Below are 20,533 nucleotides of genomic sequence, written 5' to 3' on the forward strand. Positions count from 1 at the left end.
AGGCCAGCGTCAGCCTTTGCCGGAATGTGACGTTCAAAATTGGGTCCGACTATGGCAGGAACATGGCGTGCGTACCGAAAAAAGCCGAAAACCGCCCCCGCCGCTCGATGAGGAAGCCCTTCGCGCGCTCGCGCTTCGGTATGTGGAACGCTACGCGACCTCTGAAGGCAAGCTGGCATCCTACCTTACCCGGAAGCTGCGCGAGCGCGGCTGGGCCGGGGAACGCCCCGCCGACGTGGCGGCTATCGTCGTGCGTTTCGCGGAGTTGCGTTATGTCGATGATCGCACGTTTGGGGAGGCGCGGGCGCGGGGACTCGAGCGGCGCGGCTACGGCGCGCGGCGAATCGGGCAGGACCTGCGTGCGGCGGGCCTGGCCGAAGACCTGCGCGGAGAGATCACGGGCGCGGTCGACGCACGCGGGGCTGCAATAGCCTACGCGCGCCGCAAGCGCTTCGGACCGTTCGCGCGGGAAGCGCCCGATCGCGCAGCGCGGCAGAAGCAGTTCGCCGCGATGCTGCGTGCGGGCCACGATGTGCGCATGGCCGCCGAGATTCTCGACATGCGGGACGTGGACCCCGATTACGAGTAGCGCGCCCTCGCCGCCGCGAGGGCTTCGGGCGTATCGACATCCATGAAGATCGCGTCGCTCTCCACCGGCACTTCGACAATATCGTCTGCGAACTCGGCGAGCAGCGCCTTTCCGCCCACGTCGCCTTCAAGACCGCGCAGCCGCGCGAAATAGCGCCGGCCCCAGGCCACCGGATTCCCGCGCTTGCCCTTGTGCGCGGGCACCGCGATGCGGTTCGCGTCCGCAGCAGCAGCGAGGCTTGCGATATGCCCGGCGCTTACCTCCGGCATGTCGCCCAGCAGCACCAGGGCTGCCGACCAGTCTTCGGGCACGGCGGCTATGCCCGTTGCGAGCGATTGGCTCAGCCCCTCCGCGTAGCGCGCAGCGTGGACGCTCGGAAAACCGTAGTGCCCCGCCAAGGCCGCGATTTCCGCTTCGGCGTTGCCCGTGACGACGATCGCGGAAAGTCCGGCTTCTTTCACTGCGTCGAGCACGTGCGCGAGCACCGGCCTGCCGCCGAGGTCGGCGAGCAGCTTGTTCGCACCCATGCGCACCGAGCGTCCGGCCGCGAGCACTACAGCGCCAATGCTGCCGCCCACCGCCGGTTTCGGGCGGGGTTCGGGGCGGGGGACGTCGGCGAGAAGCCCGCCAGCGCCCATACGCGCGATGTCGCCGCCGCTGACGTCGAGCCCCGCCCAAAGGCGTTCGAGGACCCAGTCAAAGCCGTTACGGCGCGGGCTCCGCGCACAGCCGGGTAGTCCGATCACGGGGCGCGTGCCGATGCGGGCGAGGCACAGGAGATTGCCGGGGTCGACCGGCATTCCGAGCCGCAGCACCTCGCCGCCGGCCTGTTCGATCGCGGCGGGAATGACGTCGCGCCGGTCGCTGATCGCTGAGGCGCCGCTCACAAGGACGATGTCGGCATCTGCGGTCTCGGCGAGCACGGCGGCGAGTGCCTCTTCCGTGTGCGCGCAACGCATTTCGCGCCATGCGGCGAGGCCTAGCGCGGCGCAGCGCGCCTGCGTCACCTCGGCGGTTTTCGCGAGCAGCTTCGCCGATGTGCCGGGAAGTGTCGTCTGGATGAAGGCGACGCGGAGCGTCCCGAACGGCGCCAGTCGCAGGACGCCTTTCGCGCTGGCTGACGCGCTTCGAACCAAGGCTTCGGGCGCGGCGAAGGGAATGATCTTCACGGTCGCGACGATTTCGCTCTTGGCGGCGGGCGCGAACGGGGCGAGCGTGCCGAGCGTCACGGCCTCATCGTGGGCGTTCACGATGTCGACTGCGGCCGTTTCCACGAGCAGCAACCCGGCGGCATCGGCCACGATGTTGGCGCGGCCGTGCACGGGCGGATGGGCGGAGAGGCCGGGCCCGGCAGCAGCGGACGCCAGCAGGGCGGCAGCGGCGTCTTCGTGCAGATCACCGCTTTCAAGGGTGGCCACGACGAGTTCGTCGAGCCCTGCCGCGCGGGCGTCAGCGATGTCCGCCGCATCGAGGCGTTTTCCCTTGGCGATTCGCCGCCCGCCGACATGCGCGGCGTGGGCGAGATACGCACCTTCCGCAAGGTCCAGAGGGACACGTCCGAACTTCACGCGCCGCGCCGTACCGCGATCATCTGGGCGGCGATCGAAAGCGCGATCTCGGCGGGGTTCGCCGCGCCGATGGCGAGGCCCGCGGGGCCATGAACGCGCGCCAGCGCAGCCTCGTCGAAGCCCGCAGCGGCGAGCCGTTCGCGGCGGAGCGCCTGATTCTTCCGCGACCCAAGCGCGGCAATATAAAACGCAGGCGAGCGCAGCGCCGCGATAAGCGCAGGGTCGTCGAGCTTGGGATCGTGCGTCAGCGCGACGATCGCGCTCGCGCTGTCGGGCTTCCAGTCAGCGAGCGCCTCATCGGGCCAGCGCGGATCGACCGCGATGTGCTGGAAGCGCTCGGCGGCGGCGAAGCTCCCGCGCGGATCGACGACGAGCGGCACGTAGCCGAGCAGTTCCGCCATCGGCACGAGCGCCTGCGCGATGTGAACCGCACCGACGATCATCAGACGCCCTGCGGGCTCGTAAAGGCGCGCGAAACCTTCGCCTTCGCCTTCATGGGAAACACCATCGGCATCGGTGGTGACGCGAATGCTCTCACCGTTCGCGAACGCTTTGCCAAGGCGTTCGGCGAGGTCAGGGGCGAAGCCCGCATCGGACACCGGCTGCACCAGAACCGCGATGCGCCCGCCGCAGGCAAGGCCCACCTCCCACGCGCGGGCATCGGCAACGCCGTATTCGAGGCGTCTCGGCGCGTTGTCGGCGATCACGTCCGCCGCTACCGCGATCACGTCACCCTCCACGCAGCCGCCGCTCACCGAGCCTTCGAAGAGCCCATCGTCGCGAATGATAAGGTGCGCGCCCGCGCGGCGTGGCGCGGAACCCCATGTTTCAATCACCGTGGCGATCGCGGCCTTGTGCCCGGCGGCGATCCAGCCGCGGAGCGTCGCGATCAGCGCGGCGGTGTCGTCTCCGTTCACAGCACCAGCCAGAGCACCAGCGCGGCGACGAGCGCGATCACGATGCTGCCCCACACGGTTGGGGAAAGCCCGGGCATCTCCTCAGCGCCCTCGGAGAGATCGGTTTCGGGAAGCACCACGGGTGCAGGCTCTGGCGCGCCCTCACTTTCCACGCGCGCTTTGAAGGCTGCGAAGAAGGATTCGGCATAAGCCTTTGCGGTGCCTTCGATCAGCCGTGCGCCAAGCTGCGCGAGCTTGCCGCCGACGGTGGAACTCGCCTGCCAGGCGAGTCGCGTGCCGCCCGGGGCGTCTTCGAGCTTCACCGAAGCCTTGCCCTTCGCAAACCCCGCGACGCCGCCTTTGCCCTCACCGGAAATCACATAGGCGTTCGGCGCATCGATTTCGGAGAGCTCGACGGCGCCGGTAAACTTCGCGCGTACCGGCCCGACCTTGGCGTTCATCGTGCCCTCGAAGCGGTTTTCCCCTGCACGCTCAAGCCGTTCCACGCCATCGATGCACGCGGCCAAAACTTCGGGGTCGTTGAGCGCCGCCCAGACCCTTTCGCGCGGTGCCGCGATCAGGGTCTCACCGTTCAGTTCCATCGGCGCAAATCCTTTGTCTTGTCGCTTTGAAAATTAACTATATAGTTCGTTGTTACGGGGTTTTGTGGTAGCGTTCTTTCTCGGAAAATTAAATGTGCGTCGGAGGGGGTAATGGCCGAGCACGCGTTGCTGCCAGAGGGTGAGCACGTGTCCGACCTTGCCGAAGTCGCCGAAGAATGCCGCGTCGATGGCACGGTAAAGTGGTTCGATGCGGTACGGGGATATGGCTTCATCGTTCCCAGTGATGGGAGCGGCGATGTGTTGGTACACTTTTCCACGTTGCGCGAGGTTGGTCGCCGCACGCTGCCTGAAGGCGCGACAGTCGTCTGCATGGCGGTTGCGCGGGAACGCGGTCGGCAGGCGCGGCGTATCATTGAACTCGATTTGACGACGGCGATCGGGCCTGATCCCGAACTCGTCGTGCAGCGGGCTGCTGCGCGCGTCGATCCGATGCAGCTCATCGACGATGCGGGCGATTACGAGCGGCTTGAAGTCAAGTGGTTCAACCGCCTGAAAGGCTATGGTTTTCTCACGCGCGGGGAAGGTTCGCATGACATTTTCGTGCACATGGAAACCGTGCGTCGTGCCGGGCTTATCGAACTGATACCGGGCCAGTACGTGATGGCGCGCATCGCGGAGGGCGACAAGGGCCCGCTCGCCGTTGCCATCGCGGTCGGAGAGGCATAGAGCCCTTTTCATGAATTCCGTTCGTCATCGGCCGCTTCTTGCGGCCTTCCTGCTCGCGGCCATCGTGTCGGGCTGTGGCAGCAAGCCGTCCGCCGCCACGCAGGAACCTGCGGCCGAAACCGCTGGAGAGCCTGCGGTCCGGCGGCTTCGCACCGTCCCGCTCACCATCGTCACCAACGACGGCAAGCGGCATGTTTACACGGTCGAAGTCGCGCGCACGGCGGACGAGCAGGCGCAGGGGCTGATGTATCGCCGCGCGATGCCGAAGGATGCGGGCATGATCTTCCCGTTCCCGGCACCGCGCCCCGCGACGTTCTGGATGCGCAACACATATATCCCGCTCGATATGGTGTTCCTGCTTGCTGACGGGCGCATCGAGAGCATCCTTGCCGACGTTCCGCCGCTGAATGATGCGCAGCGCAGCTCGCTCGGCCCCGTCGCCGCCGTGCTCGAACTGAGTGCCGGAGAGGCCGCGCGGATCGGTGCGACGCCCGGCGATCTCGTCGAATACGACCTTCGGGACTTGCAAGGCGGCACGGAATAAGGCTCTAAGGCGCCAACTGAAGTCAGCGGAGCCGGCAATGGGTCTGTTCAAGTCGATTTTCACCTGGTGGGACGGTCCGACGTGGGGCACGCGCTACATGACGCGTTTCCACGGCGAGGAAGTCGGCCAGGACGCGGAAGGCAACCGCTATTTCCGCAAGCCCGGCAAGCGCGAGCGCCGCTGGGTAATCTATAACGGCTTCAACGAGGCGAGCCGTGTGCCCCCCGAGTGGCACGGCTGGCTGCACAAATCCACCGACGTGCTGCCGAGCGACTCGAAGCTGCCGCGCAAGGTGTGGGAAAAGCCGCATCACGCGAACCTCACCGGCACTGCCGCGGCATGGCAGCGTCCCGGCACGCTCGCGAGCGAGGCGCCGCGCGCCCGCGCGACCGGCGACTATGAAGCGTGGAGCCCCGAAGAGGCATGACCGCACTGTTCCGGCAGAACCTGATCGAGGCGATCGTCGGCGCGCTTGTCGTGGGCATCGCGGTCGTGTTCGTGCTGTTCTCGTATCAGCGGACGTCAGGCAATGTTGGCGCGGATCGCTACCGCGTCTCGGCGCTGTTCCCGAACGCCACGGGTGTCGCTGTCGGTACCGATGTGCGCGTCTCGGGCATCAAGGTGGGGTCGGTCGTCGATCAGTCGCTCGACCCGGATACGTTCCAGGCTCGGCTCGGCCTTTCGATCGACCAGCGAATCAAGCTGCCGCTCGACAGCAGTGCGGCGATCACCTCCGAAGGGATTCTCGGCGGCAGCTACATCTCGCTGACGCCGGGCGGCGACCCCGAGACGATGCGCGAGGGCGACGAGATCATCGATACGCAAGGTTCGGTCGATCTGATGACGCTGATCGGGGGCTTCATCAACCAGAGCGGCAAGTCTGAAAACAAGGCCGGCGAGCCTGCGCCAGCGGAGCCCGCCGCACCGTGATCCGTACGGCGGCCCGCGCCGCGTTTGGCATGGTGCTGCTCGCCGCGCCGGCGGTCGCGCAGCCCGCGCCTGCTGCCGAACCGGTGCCGGCTCCAACGCCTGCGGCGCCCAAAGCTGCGCCCGTGAAGCTCCCCACACCGAACGCGGAGCGCGTGCTCGTGATCGGCGTGCTCGACAAGGTGAGCAGCGAAACGCGTAACCTCACGTTGAAGCCGGGCGAGACCGTGCGCTTCGGCAAGCTGCGCATCGCGGCGCGCACCTGCGAGGCTTCGCCGCCGTGGCAGCGTCCGCACACAGGCGCCTTTCTTCAGATCGACGGGCCGGTGCGCGACAACACGATGAAGCGCCTGTTTTCCGGCTGGCTCTTCGCCGAAAGTCCTTCGCTCAACAGCTTCGATAATGAGCGCTACGATGTCTGGGTCAGAAGCTGCGCGATGCGCTTCCCGGACACGGGGCCGCGCACGATCGTGGTCGGCAAATCGTCAGGCAGCGCATCGAGCGCGCCGAAATCCGCATCCGAAACCCCGGTCGCGCCGCCGAGCAACTGAAGATAGGCTTCGCGCTTGATCTCCACTGCGCCGAGGCTGGCGAGGTGACCGGTCATGAATTGGCAATCGAGGAGCCGGAAGCCGCCGACGCGCAGACGCGCAACGAGATGCGCGAGCGCAGTCTTCGACGCGTCCGTGCGGCGGCTGAACATGCTTTCGCCGAAGAACGCGCCGCCGATCCTGACCCCGTAGAGACCTCCCACGAGCGCATCGCCTTCCCAGCACTCGACGCTGTGCGCGTGGCCGATGCGGTGCAGGAATGTGTAGGCCTCGCGGATCTGCCGGTTGATCCATGTGTCGGCGCGATCCGGTGCCGGCTCGGCGCAGGCGTCGATCACCGCGTCGAAGGCGCGGTCCACACTGTGCGCGAAGCGCTCCTGCTTCAGCGTTTTGGCGAGGCTGCGCGAGAGGTGGAAACCTTCGAGTGGCAGGATGGCGCGCTCCCGCGGCTCTACCCAGAACACGTCCTCGGCATCGCGGCTTTCCGCCATCGGGAAGATGCCGATCGAATAAGCGCGGAGCAGCAGCTCCGGGTCGAGCGCCGCGCCGCGCTGCTGCCGCGAGCTCATGCGAGCGCGACGCGCGCGCCCGCGTGACGCACCAGCCGCCCGGCAAGTTCGAGTTCGAGAAGCACGGTCTGCACCACCGCTGGCGGTTCGCCCGACAGGCGCACGAGTTCATCGATGGCAACGGGCGTGAGGCTGAGCAGCGCTGTCACGGCGTCGCGGGCGCTGTCGTCGGCGTCTGTGAGGGGAGGGGCTGAGAAGCGACTGCCGCCCGCGGCGAGTCGCGCGGCCCCGAAAGGCGCGATCGTCTCGGCGATGTCGGCGGCGGACTGCACGAGCGTCGCGCCGTCGCGAATCAGCTGGTTGCAGCCCTGCGCGCGCGGATCGAGCGGGAAGCCCGGCACCGCCATCACCTCGCGGCCCTGCTCGCCGGCGAACCGCGCGGTGATGAGCGAGCCCGAACGCGGCGCGGCCTCGACGACGACAATGCCTGCGGAAAGCCCGGAGATCAGCCGGTTGCGGCGCGGAAAGTGGCGCGCCTGCGGCTCGGTGCCGAAGGGCTGCTCGGCGATCACGAGGCCGCGTTCGTAAAGCGCAGCATAAAGCTCGGCGTTTTCGGGCGGGTAGATATTGTCGATACCGCCCGCGATCACGCCGATCGTGCCGCCCGAAAGCGCGCCTGCGTGCGCCGCAGCGTCGATGCCGCGCGCGAGTCCCGAGACGACGACGATGTCTGCGGCAGCAAGATCGGTCGCAAGCCCGCGCGCGAACCGGATTGCCGCTGCCGACGCGTTGCGCGCGCCGACGATCCCGATGGTGCGGCGGTGCGCGAGCGCGGGATCGCCGCGCATGGCAAGCGCGGGCGGCGCGTCCTCGATCTCGGCGAGCAGCGGCGGATAATTGGCCTCGCCAAGAAAGACGAAGCGGGCGCCGGCTGCCTCCACCGCTTCCATCTCGCGCTGGACTGCCACGAGGTTCGCAATCCGGAAGTTGCGGCGTCCGCCACGCTCTGCCAGCTCGGGAAGCGCTTCAAGCGCCGCCGATGCACTGCCATAGCGCGCGGTGAGATGCCGGTAGCTTACCGGCCCAACGTTTTCACTGCGAAGCAGCCGCAGCTTTGCGATGCGTTCGACGTCGCTGCCCGGACGGTCAGCCATTCGGATCGGGCGTGCCCCTGCGCCCGCCGATCTTGCCTTCGGTGCCCGCGCGCAGCCGCGCGATATTCTCGTCGTGCTTCGCGATCACGAGCACGGCCATCCCTGCGAACAGCAGCGCGGCATCCCAGCGTCCGGCGAGCGCGGGCGCCAGCGGAGTGAGAGTCACCGCCATCAGCCCGGCAAGCGAGGAATAGCGTGTAACCCCGGCCACCAGCAGCCAGACCGCCGCGAAGACGAGGCCCGCTGGCGGATGGATGGCGAGCGCGATGCCAAGCATCGTGGCGACGCCCTTGCCGCCGCGGAACAGCAGCCAAACCGGGAAAAGGTGGCCGATGAACGCGCCCATGCCGCCGAGGATGTCACCACCGTGAGCGAAGGTCTGCCCCAGCCAGACGGCAAGCGCGCCCTTGCCCGCATCGAGCAGCAGGGTAAGCGCGGCAAGGCTCTTTCCGCCGGTGCGCAGCACGTTGGTCGTGCCGATATTCCCCGATCCCAGGCGGCGGATATCGCCCATCCCGGCGAGGCGGGTGACGATCAGGCCGAAGGGAATCGCGCCCAGCAGATAGCCCACGACGAACCAGGTCCATGGATTGGCCAGAAGGGGTGTGTCGTCGAACATCGGCGCGGAACCTAAACGGAAGCCGTCGCGTTCGAAAGCCCCCTTTGCAAGACCGCGCGAAGGCATCGCCAAAGCCGTTTCGACAGCCTAGAAGACCCGCCATGACTGACCGTCTCCTGATCGCTTTCGCGCAGCTCAACCAGACCATGGGCGATCTTCGCGGCAACGCCGACGCCATGCTCACGGCGCGCGCGAAACAGCCGCAAGCGGACCTCATCGTCACCTGCGAACTCTCGCTCATCGGTTATCCGCCCGAAGATCTCGTGCTGAAACCTTCGCTCGTGCGCGCTGCGGAGGCTGAGCTTGAACGCATGGCACAGGCCACGGCGGACGGCGGCCCGGCCATTCTCGTCGGCAGCGTGCTCCTTGAAGACGGCAAGCTCTACAATGCGATGGCGCTGCTCGACGGCGGCGAGATCGCGGCGTGGACACGCAAGCACGAACTGCCGAACTACGGCGTCTTCGATGAGAAGCGTGTGTTCGCGGCCGGCCCGTTGCCGGGTCCGCTTCCCTTCCGCGGCGTCCGTCTCGGCGTGCCGATCTGCGAGGACATCTGGTTCCCGAACGTCTGCGAATGCCTCGCCGAAACCGGCGCCGAGATCCTGATCGTGCCGAACGGCAGCCCGTATGAGCTCGACAAGGACGACAAGCGACTATCACTCGCCGCGATGCGCGTCGCCGAAACCGGCCTGCCGCTTGCGTACCTCAACCGCGTCGGCGGGCAGGACGAAATCGTCTTCGACGGGGCGAGCTTCGTGATGAACGCGGACCGCCGCATCGCCGTGCAGTTCCCGGATTGGGAAGAGCGGACCACGCTCACCACCTGGTTCCGCTCGTCGAAGGGCTGGATCTGCGAGGAAGGCCACAAGCACCGCCTCGATCCGTACCCGGAGGATATCTATCACGCGATGCAGATCGGCCTTGCCGATTATGTGAACCGCAACCGCTTCCCCGGCGTCGTGCTCGGCCTGTCGGGCGGCATCGATTCGGCGCTGTCGGCAGCGGTGGCGGTCGATGCGCTCGGCGCCGACCGGGTCTGGTGCGTGATGATGCCGTCACGCTTCACGTCGCAGGATAGTCTCGACGATGCGGCAGAATGCGCGGCGATGCTCGGTTGCCGGCTCGACACCATCCCGATCACGCCTGCCATGGAGGCCTTCGACGCGATGCTCGCGCACGCGTTCGAGGGCAAGGCGCGCGACATCACCGAAGAGAACATCCAGTCGCGCATTCGCGGGATGACCTTGATGGCGCTTTCGAACAAGTTCGGTCACATGCTGCTCACCACCGGCAACAAGTCCGAGATGTCAGTCGGGTACGCCACGATCTACGGCGACATGGCGGGCGGCTATTCGGTGCTGAAGGACGCCTACAAGACCACCGTGTTCGCGCTCTCGCGCTGGCGGAATGCGAACCGACCGAAGCTCGCGCTTGGCCCTGGTGGGCCGGTAATGCCCGAGCGCGTCATCACCAAACCGCCCACGGCGGAGCTGCGCGAAAACCAGAAGGACCAGGATTCGCTGCCGCCCTACGACATCCTCGATCCCATCCTGCACGGCCTTGTCGAAGAGGAGCTTTCGGTCGCCGATATCGTCGCGCGCGGCTTCGAACGCGATACCGTGGCCCGCATTGAGCGCCTGCTCTACGTCGCCGAATACAAGCGCCGACAGTCGCCGCCGGGCGTCAAGATCGGCGTCCGCAACTTCGGGCGCGACCGCCGCTACCCGATCACCAACGCCTTCCGGACATCATGACCGTAACCACCCGCTTCGCCCCGTCGCCGACGGGATATCTGCACGTCGGCAATGTCCGCACCGCGCTTCACAACTGGCTGTTCGCGAAGAAGCACGGCGGCCGCTTTCTGCTGCGCCTCGACGACACCGACGTTGAACGCTCCCGCGCGGAGTATGCGGACGCCATTCGCGACGATCTCGCATGGCTCGGCCTCGTACCTGACGCCGAATATCGTCAGTCGGACCGGCTCGCCCGCTACGACGAGCAGTTCGAAACGCTGGTCGCGGCCGGGCGGATTTACGCCTGCTTCGAAACCGCGGAGGAACTGGACGTCCGCCGCAAGATCCAGCTCGCGCGCGGCCTGCCGCCCGTCTACGACCGCGCCGCGCTGAAGCTCACACCGCAAGAGATCGCTGCGAAGCAGGCAACGGGCGAACGGCCGCACTGGCGTTTCCGCCTCGATACGAGCGCGCATGTTCACTGGGAGGATTTGATCCGCGGCGATTCCCATATCGATCCCGCCTCGCTCAGCGATCCGGTCGTGCGCCGTGCCGACGGCTCCTACCTCTACATGCTGCCTTCGGTGATCGACGACATCGACATGGCCGTTACCCACGTCATCCGGGGCGAAGACCACGTCACCAACTCGGGCGTCCAGATCCAGATGTTCGAAGCGCTGGGCGCCAAACCGCCCGCCTTCGCGCACGAGGCACTGATCACGGGCACCGAAGGCGCGCTCTCGAAGCGGCTCGGCTCGGCAGGCATGGCGCATTTTCGGGAAGTGGGCATTGAGCCGATTGCCATCGCCGCGCTGCTCGCACGTCTCGGCACGTCCGATTCGGTGGAGCCGGTCACGCGCCTCGACCCGCTCGTTGATCATTTCGATTTTGCACACTTCGGCCGCTCGGCCGCGCGCTTCGACGAGGCGGAGCTGCGCCAGCTCAATGCGCGAATCCTGCATCAGCTCGATTACGATGCCGTCGCGGAGCGTCTGCCGCCGGGCATGGATGAAGAGGCGTGGACGGTGCTGCGCCCGAACATCGAAACCCTCGCGGATGCCGCGGACTGGTGGCGGGTCGTCGAAGGTCCGGTCGTTTCGACTGCCGACGATGCTGATTATCTGGCTCTTGCCGCCCACACGCTCGAATCGCTGCCGTGGGAATCCGGCATCTGGTCATCGCTCATCGGCGCGCTCAAGGCGGCGACCGGGCGCAAGGGCAAGGATCTTTTCCTCCCGCTCCGCCGCGCGCTCACGGGACGCGATCACGGGCCGGAAATGGCGGGGCTGCTGCTGCTGATCGGTCGAGACCGCGCCCTGGAACGGTTACGCCGCCGTACCAACTGAGCGTGGCGCGAATGATCTGCTCGGCAGAGGTGAGGGTGTTATAGTATAACACACGGGCCGGCATGTTGCCGGCGGTGGAGCGGCGCTGCCGTTCGGCAACGCATGGGGCGCCCCTCCCTTGGGATGGAGTCGTTCGATGAAGTCAGCGTTCCCGACCCCCCGTGCCCTGCGAGACAGCAGCGGCATTCTCATCACTGCAGCCGTTCATCTCGTCCTCGGCTATGTGGCGCTCACTGCCACGGGTATCGTCAAGGTTCCGAACATCATCCGTCCGCAGGCGCCGGTCTGGATCGAGGAAGTCGAGCCAGCCCGGCCCGAAACGCCGCCGCTGCCAGCCATGAAAGACGACGTGGACATAACGGTCGTCGAGCCCGTCCTCGTCGTCGACACGCCGCAGCAGGCACCGATCGTCCGCGATGAACAGACGCCGATTCTGCCGCGTGTTCCGGATGTCACCGGGCCGGTTGGGCCAGCACAGGTCGCGGAGCCTGTCTTCGTCGCGCCAAGCCTCGATCCGCGCTATCGTGATCGCTTCCAGCCCGCCTATCCGCCGGCATCGCGCCGTGCGGGCGAGGCGGGGAGCGTCGTGGTCAGCGTGCTCGTGGATGTGGACGGGCGCGTCGCCGATGCCGGAGTGGCGCGGTCCAGCGGCTATGAACGGCTCGATAGCGCGGCGATCCGGCAGGCCCTTTCCGCCTGGCGCTTCCGGCCCGCCACGCGCGACGGCGTCGCGGTACAGAGCCGTCACCAGATTACGGTGACATTCGTGCTGAACCCGTAAAGGCGTAACGCAGGCACTGGCGCGGGTGCGTTCGAAACCCTATCTGTGGCCCCACATGAGCACCGCCACAATTTTCGGGCGCATCCGCGCGCGCATCGCCGCTGTCGAACGACGTCAGTGGGTCATCGGCAGCCTTTCGGTGCTGATGACCTTCATCATCATGTTCACGTTCCTGATCGAGAACCGCTTCGGCTACCTCCCGCCCGATCCGATCATCGCCTACTTCAAGAACTGGGAAGACGGCCGCTCGCGCGCTGATGCGCTCGCCGAGCAGGAGGAAGAGGAGCGGCTGATGCAGGAACAGGCGGACGCGATCGCCGCGCAGCTCGATATCAACGCGGAGAAGGCGGCGCCCGAGCCTGCCGCCCCCCCCGAAACCAAAGAGCCCGCAAGCGAATGAACGAGGCGGCGCGGCTGATGGATGCCGCTATCCGCTTGTCGCTCCGCGGTCTCGGCCGGACCGCACCCAATCCCAATGTCGGCTGCCTCGTCGTGAAGAACGGCGTGGTGATCGCGCGCGGCTGGACGCAGCCGGGCGGGCGCCCCCATGCCGAAGCCGTGGCGCTGGAGGCCGCGGGTGCGGGGGCCGAGGGCGCCGAACTTTATGTCAGCCTCGAACCTTGCGCGCATGTCAGCGTGCGGGGCCCGGCCTGTGCCGATCTCGTTGCCGCGTCAGGTGTTGCCAGCGTTCACGTCGCCGTGCTCGATCCCGATCCGCGCACGGCCGGGCAGGGGGTCGCGCGTCTCCAGGCCGCGGGAATTTCCGTCACGGTCGGCACCGGCGAGGCGGCGGCGCGCGCGGCGATGGCGGGATTTTTCTCCCGGATGGAGCGTGGCCGTCCCCGGATCACGCTCAAACTCGCCATGTCGATCGACGGGCGCGTGTCGATGCCCGGCGGCGAGAGCCAGTGGATCACGGGCCCCGAGGCGCGCGCCCATGTTCATCTCGAGCGCGCGCTTGCGGACGTGATCGTCGTCGGGCGCGGTACGCTCGAAGCCGACGATCCTTCGCTCGATGTGCGCTTGCCGCGGCTGGAGGATCGCAGCCCGCGCCCCGCGGTGCTCAGTGCGACGCTCGATGCCATTCCGGCATCGGCAAGGCTCGCAGCGCGTGATGCGCTGCTGCTGGCGTCGACCGACGATCTTTGCGGGCTCGCCGTCAACGACGTGTTCGTGGAGGGCGGCCCAGCAACCGCGAGCACGCTGCTCGCCGCCGATCTCGTCGACCGGATGCTCGTCTACCGCGCCCCCATCGTGATCGGCGACGGCGCGCCCGGCGCAGGGCGAATCGCGCTCGAACGGCTGGCCGATGCGCACGGCCGTTGGCGGCTCACCGAAACGCGCACGTTCGGCAACGACCGACTCGAAGTCTACGCGCGGACGCGCTAAAGGGGCGCCATGTTCACCGGGATCATCACCGACATCGGCACCGTCACCCGCGTTGAAGCGCGCGGCGACACGCGGCTTACGATTGCTTGCGGCTACGACATGGCGGGCGTCGATATGGGCGCCTCCATCGCCTGTGCGGGCGTCTGCCTTACCGTGGTGGACAAGGGGGCAGACTGGTTCGCGGTCGACGTGTCTGCTGAAACCCTGTCGAAAACCGCCGCGTCGCGCTGGCAACAGGGCGCCAGGCTCAACCTTGAGCGTGCGCTGAAGGTTGGCGACGAGCTCGGCGGCCATATCGTCACCGGCCATGTCGATGCGGTCGGCCGCGTCGAATCGGTGGAAGCGGTGGGCGACAGCCACGCGTTCCGCATCTCTGCGCCCAAAAGTGTCGCCCCGTTCATCGCGCCGAAGGGCTCGGTGGCGCTCGATGGCGTCTCGCTCACCGTGAACACGGTGGAAGACAGGGCCGGCGGGGTCATCCTGTCGTTCAACCTCATCCCGCACAGCGCGGCGCACACCACGTTCGGCGATGCCGGCGCGGGAGACGCGGTGAACATCGAGATTGATGTGCTCGCGCGCTATATCGGCCGGATGCGCGACGTCGCGGCCTGACACGACCCTGTGACAAATATGGATTGCGATCACATCGTAGTGTGATACGCTGCCATCCTATGAGCCAGATCCTGATCGAAACGATTCGCGGCCTCGTCTCCAAGGGTGACGTGTCCCGCTCCGGCCTCGCCCGCGCGGCGGGGCTTCACGCCAACACGCTCCGCGACATCGATTCGCCCGAGTGGAATCCGACGGCTGAAACGCTCCGCAAGCTGGAGCTGTACATGGCCTCGAACAGCGACCGCCCTGCGCTTGTTCCGATCGAGGAGATCATCGAGGAGGCGCGCAACGGCCGCATGTTCATCCTCGTCGACGACGAGGACCGCGAGAATGAGGGCGACCTCATCATCCCCGCGCAGATGGCGACGCCCGACGCGATCAACTTCATGGCGACGCACGGCCGCGGCCTGATCTGCCTTGCGATGACGAAAGCGCGCGTCGATCAGCTCGGCCTCGGCCTGATGAGCCGCCAGAACGGCACGCGGCACGAAACCGCCTTCACCGTATCGATCGAGGCGCGGCAGGGCGTCACCACCGGGATTTCCGCTGCGGATCGCGCGAGAACGGTCGCGGTCGCCATCGATTCCGCGCGCGGTTCCGACGATATCGTGACGCCGGGCCACGTCTTCCCGCTCGTTGCGCGCGACGGCGGCGTGCTCGTGCGCACCGGCCATACCGAAGCGGCCGTGGATGTCGCCCGCCTCGCCGGGCTCAATCCCTCGGGCGTGATCTGCGAGATCATGAAAGACGATGGCACAATGGCGCGCATGGACGATCTCGTCCCGTTCGCGCGCCTGCACGGCCTCAAGATGGGGACGATCCGCGATCTCATCGCCTATCGCCGCCGCCACGATCATCTCGTCGAGTGCGTCGCGCAGGCGCCGTTCACGTCGGATTACGGCGGGGATTGGCGGGTGCTGTCCTATCGAAACAAGATCGACGGATCGGTCAATGTCGTGCTCCAGAAGGGCAAGGTCAGCGCCGACGAGGCGACCCTCGTGCGTATGCACGGGCTTTCCATCTTTTCGGACGTGCTCGGTCAGCCCGGTCCGCGCAAGCGGATCCTGCAGCGCTCGATGGAGGAGATCGGACGTCTCGGCTCAGGGGTCATCGTGTTGCTCACGGGCTCGGGTACGGACGGTCTGACGCGCGAAATTGCGGGTGAACGCGGCGAGGACATGGATTTGCGTTCCTACGGCATCGGCGCGCAGATTCTCGCCGATCTCGGGATTCACGACATGATCCTGCTCACCAATTCGCATCGCAACATCGTTGCGATCGAGGGTTACGGCATCAATGTCGTCGGCGAACGGCCCATTCCCACCAACTGAGATTACGGAAAGGCCGTTCATGGCACGCGTCCTCATCGTCGAAGCCCGTTTCTATGCGCACCTCAACGACATGCTGCTCGCCGGCGCACGCGCCGCGCTTGAGGATGCGGGGCACAGCCACGAGACGATCACCGTCCCCGGCGCGCTCGAAATCCCGGGCGCCATCGCGCTTGCGGCGGAATCCGGCCGCTATGACGCGTTCGTCGGCATCGGCGTCGTCATTCGCGGCGAGACCTATCATTTCGAGATCGTGGCGGGCGAAAGCGCGCGCGGGCTGATGGCGCTGACGATGGATGGCCTTGCTGTCGGCAACGGCATCCTCACGGTGGAAGATGAAGCGCAGGCGCTTGTGCGCGCCGATCCGAAACAAAAAGACAAGGGGGGCGAAGCGGCGAAGGCGGCACTTGCTCTCCTCGATCTCAAGAGCCGTTTCGCCTGACGCGTCTTTGGCGCTTGGGTTTCGAGGGCGGCGGCTCTACATAGCCGCCATGTCCTCCAAGACCTCATCCCCCAAGACGAAAACACAACGACCATCGCGCGCGACTGCGCGTCTCGCCGCCGTTCAGGCGCTCTATCAGCGCGAGATGTCGGGCGATCCGATCCCGAAGCTGCTGCGCGAATTCCATGAACACCGCCTCGGCCGCACCCTCGAGGATACAGCCTTCGCGCCTGCGGACGCGGACTTCTTCGACGATCTCGTTTCCGGCGTGGCCGCGCGCGAGGCGGAGATCGACGAACGCATTGCCGGCGCACTCGCCGAAGGCTGGACGCTTGATCGCCTCGACCGGCCGATGCGACAGATTCTGCGCTGCGGCGTCTATGAACTCGTCGCCCGTCTCGACGTGCCGCGGGCGGCGGCAATCAGCGAATATGTCGATGTCGCGAAAGCGTTTTACGAAGCGCGCGAGGCGGGTTTCGTTAACGGCCTGCTCGATCGTATCGCGAAGGACGTGCGCGAGTAGAGAGTTTGTGCGTCCCTCGACTTCGCTTGGGATGAAAAACCTTTCTACTCCACGATCATCATCCCGAGCGAAGTCGAGGGACGCACAAGAAGCTGGAGCAGTGATGCGCGAAGGCGAGATCATCGAGCGGCTGCTGCGTCCGATTGCGACGCACTCCGCAGCACGCGGCCTTGCGGACGACGCGGCGGTGTGGTCGCCCCCGATGGGCCGCGAACTCGTGCTCACGCACGACGTGATCGCCGAAGGCGTCCACTATCTCGGCACCGACGACCCTTCCGACATTGCGTGGAAGCTCGTCGCGGTGAATCTTTCCGATCTCGCCGCGAAAGGTGCGGAGCCCGCAGGCGTGCTCATCGGCCTTGGCCTTGCGCAGCCTGACGATGCCTGGCTCGAACGCTTCGCATCGGGCCTCGCCCGTGTGCTTGCCGAACACAGAACCGCGCTCTTCGGAGGCGACACGACGACCGGCGCCGCATCCGCCGTTCTCGGCTGCACAGCGATCGGACATGTGCCGCGCGGGCAATCGCTGTCGCGAACGGGCGCGCGGCCGGGCGACGACCTTTATGTCACCGGCACGATTGGCGACGCCGGACTCGGTCTTGCCATCGCGCGCGGCGAAGCGGCACCCGATCCTGCGTTACTCCGTCGCTACCGCTTGCCCGCCCCACGTCTTGCGATGGGGCAGGGCCTCGCGGCCGCGGGCGCGCACGCGGCGATGGATGTGTCGGACGGTCTCCTCATCGATGCCTCGCGTATGGCGAAGGCGTCGGGCGTGCGTGTCGAGATCACGCTTACCGACGTCCCCCTCTCGGAAGCCGCCGCCGCGCGCCTTGCTCCGGGCGATACGGGACGCCTCGCTGCGGCGACCGCAGGCGACGATTACGAACTCCTGATCGCCGCGCCGCCGGAAAGTCGCGCCGCGCTCTTAACGCTTTCAGAAGCCGCACGGCTTAGGCTCACGCGCGTCGGCCGCGTTTCGGCCGGCGAGGGGTTTTCGGTGATCGGCGAGGGCGGCGCGCCCGTGCCGGTTCCGCGTTTGGGGTACGAGCATGGGGCATGAAGCGCGGCAGGGAAGGCGGACGCTGCATGCGGGTCTCGCCGGCGTACTGCTCGGCGTGCTCGTCACCGCGAGCGTGCTTAGCGGTGAGACCTTTCGCCGGCAAACGGCGGACGCCTCCGATATCGCCTATGTCCCCGTCGAACGCATGACTCTGCCGGTTATGGGCGCATCCGGCCCGCAGAGCTACGTCGTTGTCGCCTTCACGCTGGAGGTGCCGCGCACCCGCCGCGCGTGGGTTCGCAAGCGGGTGCCTGCGGTGCGCCACGCGGTGAATGAGGCGGCGTGGCAGTCCAGTCTCGTCGCCGAAAGTGCCGACCGGCTCGACATTGAAGCGATGCGCGCGGCGCTGCTCGTGGCGGCCCGCTCAGCGCTCGGCCCGTCCAATGTCCGACAGGTCCGCATTCTGACGGCGGTTCCTGTCTGAAATCCGTAGCTTGCCTGTTGCCATTCCATTTGCAATGCTCCGCCCCGACATAAAGTCAAACTTGGGGAAACGCGCCTGCCTGCCCGGCAAGGGCGGGTAAGGCGAGCAGCAGGGGTTCGTTCATGGACGTTGTTGTTGTCGCCATATTGTGCGGCCTCGCGGCCGTGCTCTACGGCATTGTCACCACGAAGAGCGTAACAAGCGCCTCACCGGGCAATGCCAAGATGCAGGAAATCGCGGGCGCCATTCAGGAAGGCGCGGCCGCCTATCTCGGCCGCCAGTATCGCACCATCGCCGTCGTCGGCGTCGTCGTTGCGGCGCTCGTCGGTTATTTCCTGGGAGTCACGTCGGCCATCGGCTTCGTGCTCGGCGCCGTGCTTTCGGGGCTCACCGGGTTCATCGGCATGAACATCTCCGTCCGCGCCAACGTGCGCACGGCGGAGGCTGCGCGCGCCGGGCTCCAGCAGGGTCTCACGATGGCGTTCCGCGCCGGTGCGGTGACGGGTCTGCTCGTGGCGGGCCTCGCGCTCCTCGCGATCGCCGGCTTCTTCTACTATCTCGTCAACATGGCGGGGAATGCGCCCGATAGCCGCCTCGTCATCGATGCGCTCGTCGCGCTCGCATTCGGCGCCTCGCTGATCTCGATCTTCGCGCGTCTCGGCGGCGGCATCTTCACCAAGGCTGCCGACGTCGGCGCCGACCTCGTCGGCAAGGTCGAAGCGGGCATCCCCGAGGACGACCCCCGCAACCCCGCGGTCATCGCGGACAACGTCGGTGACAACGTCGGCGATTGCGCCGGCATGGCGGCCGACCTTTTCGAAACCTATGTCGTCACTGTCGGCGCCACGATGGTGCTGACTGCGCTTCTGGTCGGAACGGCTGCTGGCGATGCGCTCTACGGCCTCATGGGTCTGCCGCTCATCATCGGCGGCGTGTGCATCATCACCTCGATCATCGGCACGTTCTTCGTTCGCCTCGGTAAATCGCAGAACATCATGGGTGCGATGTACAAAGGCTTCGCGGTGTCGGCGATTCTTGCGATCCCGGCGCTCTGGTACGTCACCGGCATGGCGCTCGGCGGCATGGAGACGGAGATCGGCGGCCTCACCGGCCGTGCGCTCTTCTACTGCATGTTGATCGGCCTTGCCGTCACCGGCCTCATCGTCTGGATCACCGAGTATTATACGGGCACGAACTACCGCCCGGTGCGCTCGATCGCGAAGGCGTCGGAAACCGGTCACGGCACGAACGTCATCCAGGGTCTCGCCATCAGCCTTGAAGCGACCGCGCTGCCCACGCTCGTCATCTGCGCGGGTATGCTCGGCAGCTTCGCGCTCGCTGGTTACATCGGCATCGCCTTTGCGGCGACGGCGATGCTGGCGCTCGCGGGTATGGTTGTGGCGCTCGACGCTTACGGTCCTGTCACGGACAATGCGGGCGGCATCGCCGAAATGGCCGGCCTCGACAAGGACGTGCGCCAGCGCACGGACGCGCTCGACGCCGTCGGCAACACCACCAAGGCAGTCACCAAGGGCTACGCGATCGGTTCGGCAGGCCTTGCCGCGTTGGTGCTGTTCGGTGCCTACACGGCCGACCTCAACACCTTCTTCGGGGACGTTCAGGTCGATTTCGCTCTGTCCAACCCTTATGTTGTGGTCGGCCTCCTGCTCGGCGCGCTGCTCCCGTATCTCTTCGGTGCGATGGGCATGACCGCCGTGGGCCGCGCGGCGGGCGACGTGGTGAAGGACGTGCGCGACCAGTTCGCCACCAACAAGGGCATTATGGAGGGCACCAGCCGTCCGGATTATGCCCGCACGGTGGACCTGGTCACCAAGGCGGCGATCAAGGAGATGATCATCCCCTCGCTGCTGCCGGTGCTGGCGCCGATCGTCGTGTATTTCGTGATTACCGCCATCGCGGGTCAGGCGCAGGGCTTCGCCGCCCTCGGCGCGTTGCTCCTCGGCGTCATCGTCTCGGGTCTCTTCGTGGCGCTCTCAATGACTTCCGGCGGCGGCGCGTGGGATAACGCCAAGAAGTATATTGAAGACGGCAATCACGGCGGCAAGGGCTCCGAGGCTCACAAGGCCGCGGTCACCGGCGACACTGTGGGCGACCCGTACAAGGATACGGCGGGCCCGGCGGTGAACCCGATGATCAAGATCACCAACATCGTGGCGCTGCTCCTCCTCGCGAGCCTCGCCGCGCACTGATCTGCGCATCTGCGCGAAAAAAGCCCCGCCGGAGCGATC

General features: G+C 66.8%; 23 protein-coding genes and 1 pseudogene. 18 read left to right on the plus strand and 6 right to left on the minus strand.

Annotated features, from left to right (window positions below):
- The first annotated feature begins 67 nt into the window (after positions 1-67).
- Positions 68-589, plus strand: a complete 522-nt coding sequence (locus H2052_RS01475) for a RecX family transcriptional regulator (protein WP_293777033.1) — start codon at positions 68-70, stop codon at positions 587-589.
- Here H2052_RS01475 and H2052_RS01480 read toward each other — a convergent pair.
- From H2052_RS01480 to H2052_RS01490, 3 genes are read right to left on the minus strand one after another with little or no spacing between them, the layout of a single operon-like run.
- Positions 580-2,157, minus strand: coding sequence for a molybdopterin-binding/glycosyltransferase family 2 protein (locus H2052_RS01480; protein WP_293777036.1), 1,578 nt, complete (start codon positions 2,155-2,157; stop codon positions 580-582). The two genes, H2052_RS01475 and H2052_RS01480, sit on opposite strands and share 10 nt — an antisense overlap.
- A complete protein-coding gene (locus tag H2052_RS01485; protein WP_293777039.1) occupies positions 2,154-3,074 on the minus strand; it encodes an XdhC family protein in 921 nt (306 codons plus the stop codon). The genes H2052_RS01480 and H2052_RS01485 overlap by 4 nt, the downstream gene beginning before the upstream one ends.
- Positions 3,071-3,655 (minus strand): carbon monoxide dehydrogenase subunit G, encoded by a 585-nt coding sequence (locus H2052_RS01490; protein WP_293777042.1) that lies wholly within the window; start codon positions 3,653-3,655, stop codon positions 3,071-3,073. Before H2052_RS01490 ends, H2052_RS01485 begins: the two co-directional genes overlap by 4 nt.
- Before the next feature lie 111 nt (positions 3,656-3,766).
- Between H2052_RS01490 and H2052_RS01495 the strand changes: the two genes are divergently transcribed.
- The 5 genes and pseudogenes from H2052_RS01495 to H2052_RS01515 all read left to right on the plus strand — a co-directional run.
- Positions 3,767-4,342, plus strand: a complete 576-nt coding sequence (locus tag H2052_RS01495; RefSeq protein ID WP_293777045.1) for a cold-shock protein — start codon at positions 3,767-3,769, stop codon at positions 4,340-4,342.
- A 10-nt stretch (positions 4,343-4,352) separates the two neighbouring features.
- The gene (locus H2052_RS01500; protein ID WP_293777048.1) at positions 4,353-4,886 is read left to right on the plus strand and encodes a DUF192 domain-containing protein; all 534 of its coding nucleotides are present in this window, start codon (positions 4,353-4,355) and stop codon (positions 4,884-4,886) included.
- A gap of 37 nt (positions 4,887-4,923) precedes the next feature.
- Positions 4,924-5,313, plus strand: coding sequence for an NADH:ubiquinone oxidoreductase subunit NDUFA12 (locus tag H2052_RS01505; protein ID WP_293777050.1), 390 nt, complete (start codon positions 4,924-4,926; stop codon positions 5,311-5,313).
- Entirely contained in the window at positions 5,310-5,816 is a 507-nt protein-coding gene (gene mlaD, locus H2052_RS01510; RefSeq protein ID WP_293777052.1) for an outer membrane lipid asymmetry maintenance protein MlaD, read from the plus strand. The genes H2052_RS01505 and mlaD overlap by 4 nt, the downstream gene beginning before the upstream one ends.
- Before the next feature lie 29 nt (positions 5,817-5,845).
- Positions 5,846-6,187, plus strand: a pseudogene (locus H2052_RS01515) (DUF2155 domain-containing protein); the annotation flags it as partial.
- Positions 6,188-6,222: 35 nt separating this feature from the next.
- Here the strand turns inward: H2052_RS01515 and aat are convergent.
- The 3 genes from aat to plsY are packed head-to-tail and all read right to left on the minus strand — an operon-like array spanning position 6,223 to position 8,646.
- Positions 6,223-6,933 (minus strand): leucyl/phenylalanyl-tRNA--protein transferase, encoded by a 711-nt coding sequence (aat, locus tag H2052_RS01520; protein WP_293777054.1) that lies wholly within the window; start codon positions 6,931-6,933, stop codon positions 6,223-6,225.
- Positions 6,930-8,027, minus strand: coding sequence for a DNA-processing protein DprA (gene dprA / locus H2052_RS01525; protein WP_293777056.1), 1,098 nt, complete (start codon positions 8,025-8,027; stop codon positions 6,930-6,932). Before dprA ends, aat begins: the two co-directional genes overlap by 4 nt.
- A complete protein-coding gene (gene plsY / locus H2052_RS01530; protein ID WP_293777058.1) occupies positions 8,020-8,646 on the minus strand; it encodes a glycerol-3-phosphate 1-O-acyltransferase PlsY in 627 nt (208 codons plus the stop codon). Before plsY ends, dprA begins: the two co-directional genes overlap by 8 nt.
- A gap of 101 nt (positions 8,647-8,747) precedes the next feature.
- Between plsY and H2052_RS01535 the strand changes: the two genes are divergently transcribed.
- The 12 genes from H2052_RS01535 (at position 8,748) to H2052_RS01590 (ending at position 20,494) form a co-directional block, all read left to right on the plus strand.
- Complete coding sequence (locus H2052_RS01535) at positions 8,748-10,400, plus strand: NAD+ synthase (RefSeq protein WP_293777061.1); 1,653 nt, start codon at positions 8,748-8,750, stop codon at positions 10,398-10,400.
- A complete protein-coding gene (gene gltX, locus H2052_RS01540) occupies positions 10,397-11,725 on the plus strand; it encodes a glutamate--tRNA ligase (protein ID WP_293777064.1) in 1,329 nt (442 codons plus the stop codon). The genes H2052_RS01535 and gltX overlap by 4 nt, the downstream gene beginning before the upstream one ends.
- Positions 11,726-11,861: 136 nt before the next feature.
- Positions 11,862-12,506 carry an energy transducer TonB gene (locus H2052_RS01545; RefSeq protein WP_293777066.1) on the plus strand — a complete coding sequence of 215 codons (645 nt, stop codon included), beginning with the start codon at positions 11,862-11,864 and terminating at the stop codon, positions 12,504-12,506.
- Positions 12,507-12,561: 55 nt separating this feature from the next.
- Complete coding sequence (locus H2052_RS01550) at positions 12,562-12,906, plus strand: hypothetical protein (protein WP_293777067.1); 345 nt, start codon at positions 12,562-12,564, stop codon at positions 12,904-12,906.
- The gene (gene ribD / locus H2052_RS01555; RefSeq protein ID WP_293777069.1) at positions 12,903-13,895 is read left to right on the plus strand and encodes a bifunctional diaminohydroxyphosphoribosylaminopyrimidine deaminase/5-amino-6-(5-phosphoribosylamino)uracil reductase RibD; all 993 of its coding nucleotides are present in this window, start codon (positions 12,903-12,905) and stop codon (positions 13,893-13,895) included. The genes H2052_RS01550 and ribD overlap by 4 nt, the downstream gene beginning before the upstream one ends.
- A 9-nt stretch (positions 13,896-13,904) precedes the next feature.
- Positions 13,905-14,507: a riboflavin synthase gene (locus H2052_RS01560; RefSeq protein WP_293777071.1), complete on the plus strand. Its 603-nt coding sequence runs from the start codon at positions 13,905-13,907 to the stop codon at positions 14,505-14,507.
- 59 nt (positions 14,508-14,566) lie between these two features.
- On the plus strand, positions 14,567-15,838 hold the full coding sequence (gene ribB, locus H2052_RS01565; protein WP_293777074.1) for a 3,4-dihydroxy-2-butanone-4-phosphate synthase: 1,272 nt from the start codon (positions 14,567-14,569) through the stop codon (positions 15,836-15,838).
- A 19-nt stretch (positions 15,839-15,857) separates the two neighbouring features.
- The gene (gene ribH, locus H2052_RS01570) at positions 15,858-16,277 is read left to right on the plus strand and encodes a 6,7-dimethyl-8-ribityllumazine synthase (protein WP_293777076.1); all 420 of its coding nucleotides are present in this window, start codon (positions 15,858-15,860) and stop codon (positions 16,275-16,277) included.
- 49 nt (positions 16,278-16,326) lie between these two features.
- Positions 16,327-16,800: a transcription antitermination factor NusB gene (gene nusB / locus H2052_RS01575; RefSeq protein WP_293777079.1), complete on the plus strand. Its 474-nt coding sequence runs from the start codon at positions 16,327-16,329 to the stop codon at positions 16,798-16,800.
- Between the two features lie 103 nt (positions 16,801-16,903).
- Entirely contained in the window at positions 16,904-17,860 is a 957-nt protein-coding gene (thiL, locus tag H2052_RS01580; protein WP_293777229.1) for a thiamine-phosphate kinase, read from the plus strand.
- Entirely contained in the window at positions 17,850-18,284 is a 435-nt protein-coding gene (locus H2052_RS01585) for a hypothetical protein (RefSeq protein ID WP_293777082.1), read from the plus strand. Before thiL ends, H2052_RS01585 begins: the two co-directional genes overlap by 11 nt.
- A 122-nt stretch (positions 18,285-18,406) precedes the next feature.
- Entirely contained in the window at positions 18,407-20,494 is a 2,088-nt protein-coding gene (locus tag H2052_RS01590; RefSeq protein ID WP_293777084.1) for a sodium-translocating pyrophosphatase, read from the plus strand.
- Positions 20,495-20,533 lie beyond the last annotated feature (39 nt).

It is taken from the genome of Sphingosinicella sp., assembly GCF_013911755.1.
GTDB lineage: Bacteria > Pseudomonadota > Alphaproteobacteria > Sphingomonadales > Sphingomonadaceae > Sphingosinicella.

Bases quoted from the DNA above. Each gene is read 5' to 3' on its own strand.
- ribH (WP_293777076.1), top strand. From the start codon at position 15,858: ATGGCACGCGTCCTCATCGTCGAAGCCCGTTTCTATGCGCACCTCAAC.
- ribB (WP_293777074.1), top strand. From the start codon at position 14,567: ATGAGCCAGATCCTGATCGAAACGATTCGCGGCCTCGTCTCCAAGGGT.
- H2052_RS01500 (WP_293777048.1), top strand. From the start codon at position 4,353: ATGAATTCCGTTCGTCATCGGCCGCTTCTTGCGGCCTTCCTGCTCGCG.
- gltX (WP_293777064.1), top strand. From the start codon at position 10,397: ATGACCGTAACCACCCGCTTCGCCCCGTCGCCGACGGGATATCTGCAC.
- H2052_RS01590 (WP_293777084.1), top strand. From the start codon at position 18,407: ATGGACGTTGTTGTTGTCGCCATATTGTGCGGCCTCGCGGCCGTGCTC.
- H2052_RS01545 (WP_293777066.1), top strand. From the start codon at position 11,862: ATGAAGTCAGCGTTCCCGACCCCCCGTGCCCTGCGAGACAGCAGCGGC.
- ribD (WP_293777069.1), top strand. From the start codon at position 12,903: ATGAACGAGGCGGCGCGGCTGATGGATGCCGCTATCCGCTTGTCGCTC.
- H2052_RS01535 (WP_293777061.1), top strand. From the start codon at position 8,748: ATGACTGACCGTCTCCTGATCGCTTTCGCGCAGCTCAACCAGACCATG.
- H2052_RS01585 (WP_293777082.1), top strand. From the start codon at position 17,850: ATGGGGCATGAAGCGCGGCAGGGAAGGCGGACGCTGCATGCGGGTCTC.
- H2052_RS01495 (WP_293777045.1), top strand. From the start codon at position 3,767: ATGGCCGAGCACGCGTTGCTGCCAGAGGGTGAGCACGTGTCCGACCTT.
- H2052_RS01550 (WP_293777067.1), top strand. From the start codon at position 12,562: ATGAGCACCGCCACAATTTTCGGGCGCATCCGCGCGCGCATCGCCGCT.
- H2052_RS01505 (WP_293777050.1), top strand. From the start codon at position 4,924: ATGGGTCTGTTCAAGTCGATTTTCACCTGGTGGGACGGTCCGACGTGG.
- mlaD (WP_293777052.1), top strand. From the start codon at position 5,310: ATGACCGCACTGTTCCGGCAGAACCTGATCGAGGCGATCGTCGGCGCG.
- plsY (WP_293777058.1), bottom strand. From the start codon at position 8,646: ATGTTCGACGACACACCCCTTCTGGCCAATCCATGGACCTGGTTCGTC.
- aat (WP_293777054.1), bottom strand. From the start codon at position 6,933: ATGAGCTCGCGGCAGCAGCGCGGCGCGGCGCTCGACCCGGAGCTGCTG.
- dprA (WP_293777056.1), bottom strand. From the start codon at position 8,027: ATGGCTGACCGTCCGGGCAGCGACGTCGAACGCATCGCAAAGCTGCGG.
- nusB (WP_293777079.1), top strand. From the start codon at position 16,327: ATGTCCTCCAAGACCTCATCCCCCAAGACGAAAACACAACGACCATCG.
- thiL (WP_293777229.1), top strand. From the start codon at position 16,904: ATGCGCGAAGGCGAGATCATCGAGCGGCTGCTGCGTCCGATTGCGACG.
- H2052_RS01490 (WP_293777042.1), bottom strand. From the start codon at position 3,655: ATGGAACTGAACGGTGAGACCCTGATCGCGGCACCGCGCGAAAGGGTC.
- H2052_RS01560 (WP_293777071.1), top strand. From the start codon at position 13,905: ATGTTCACCGGGATCATCACCGACATCGGCACCGTCACCCGCGTTGAA.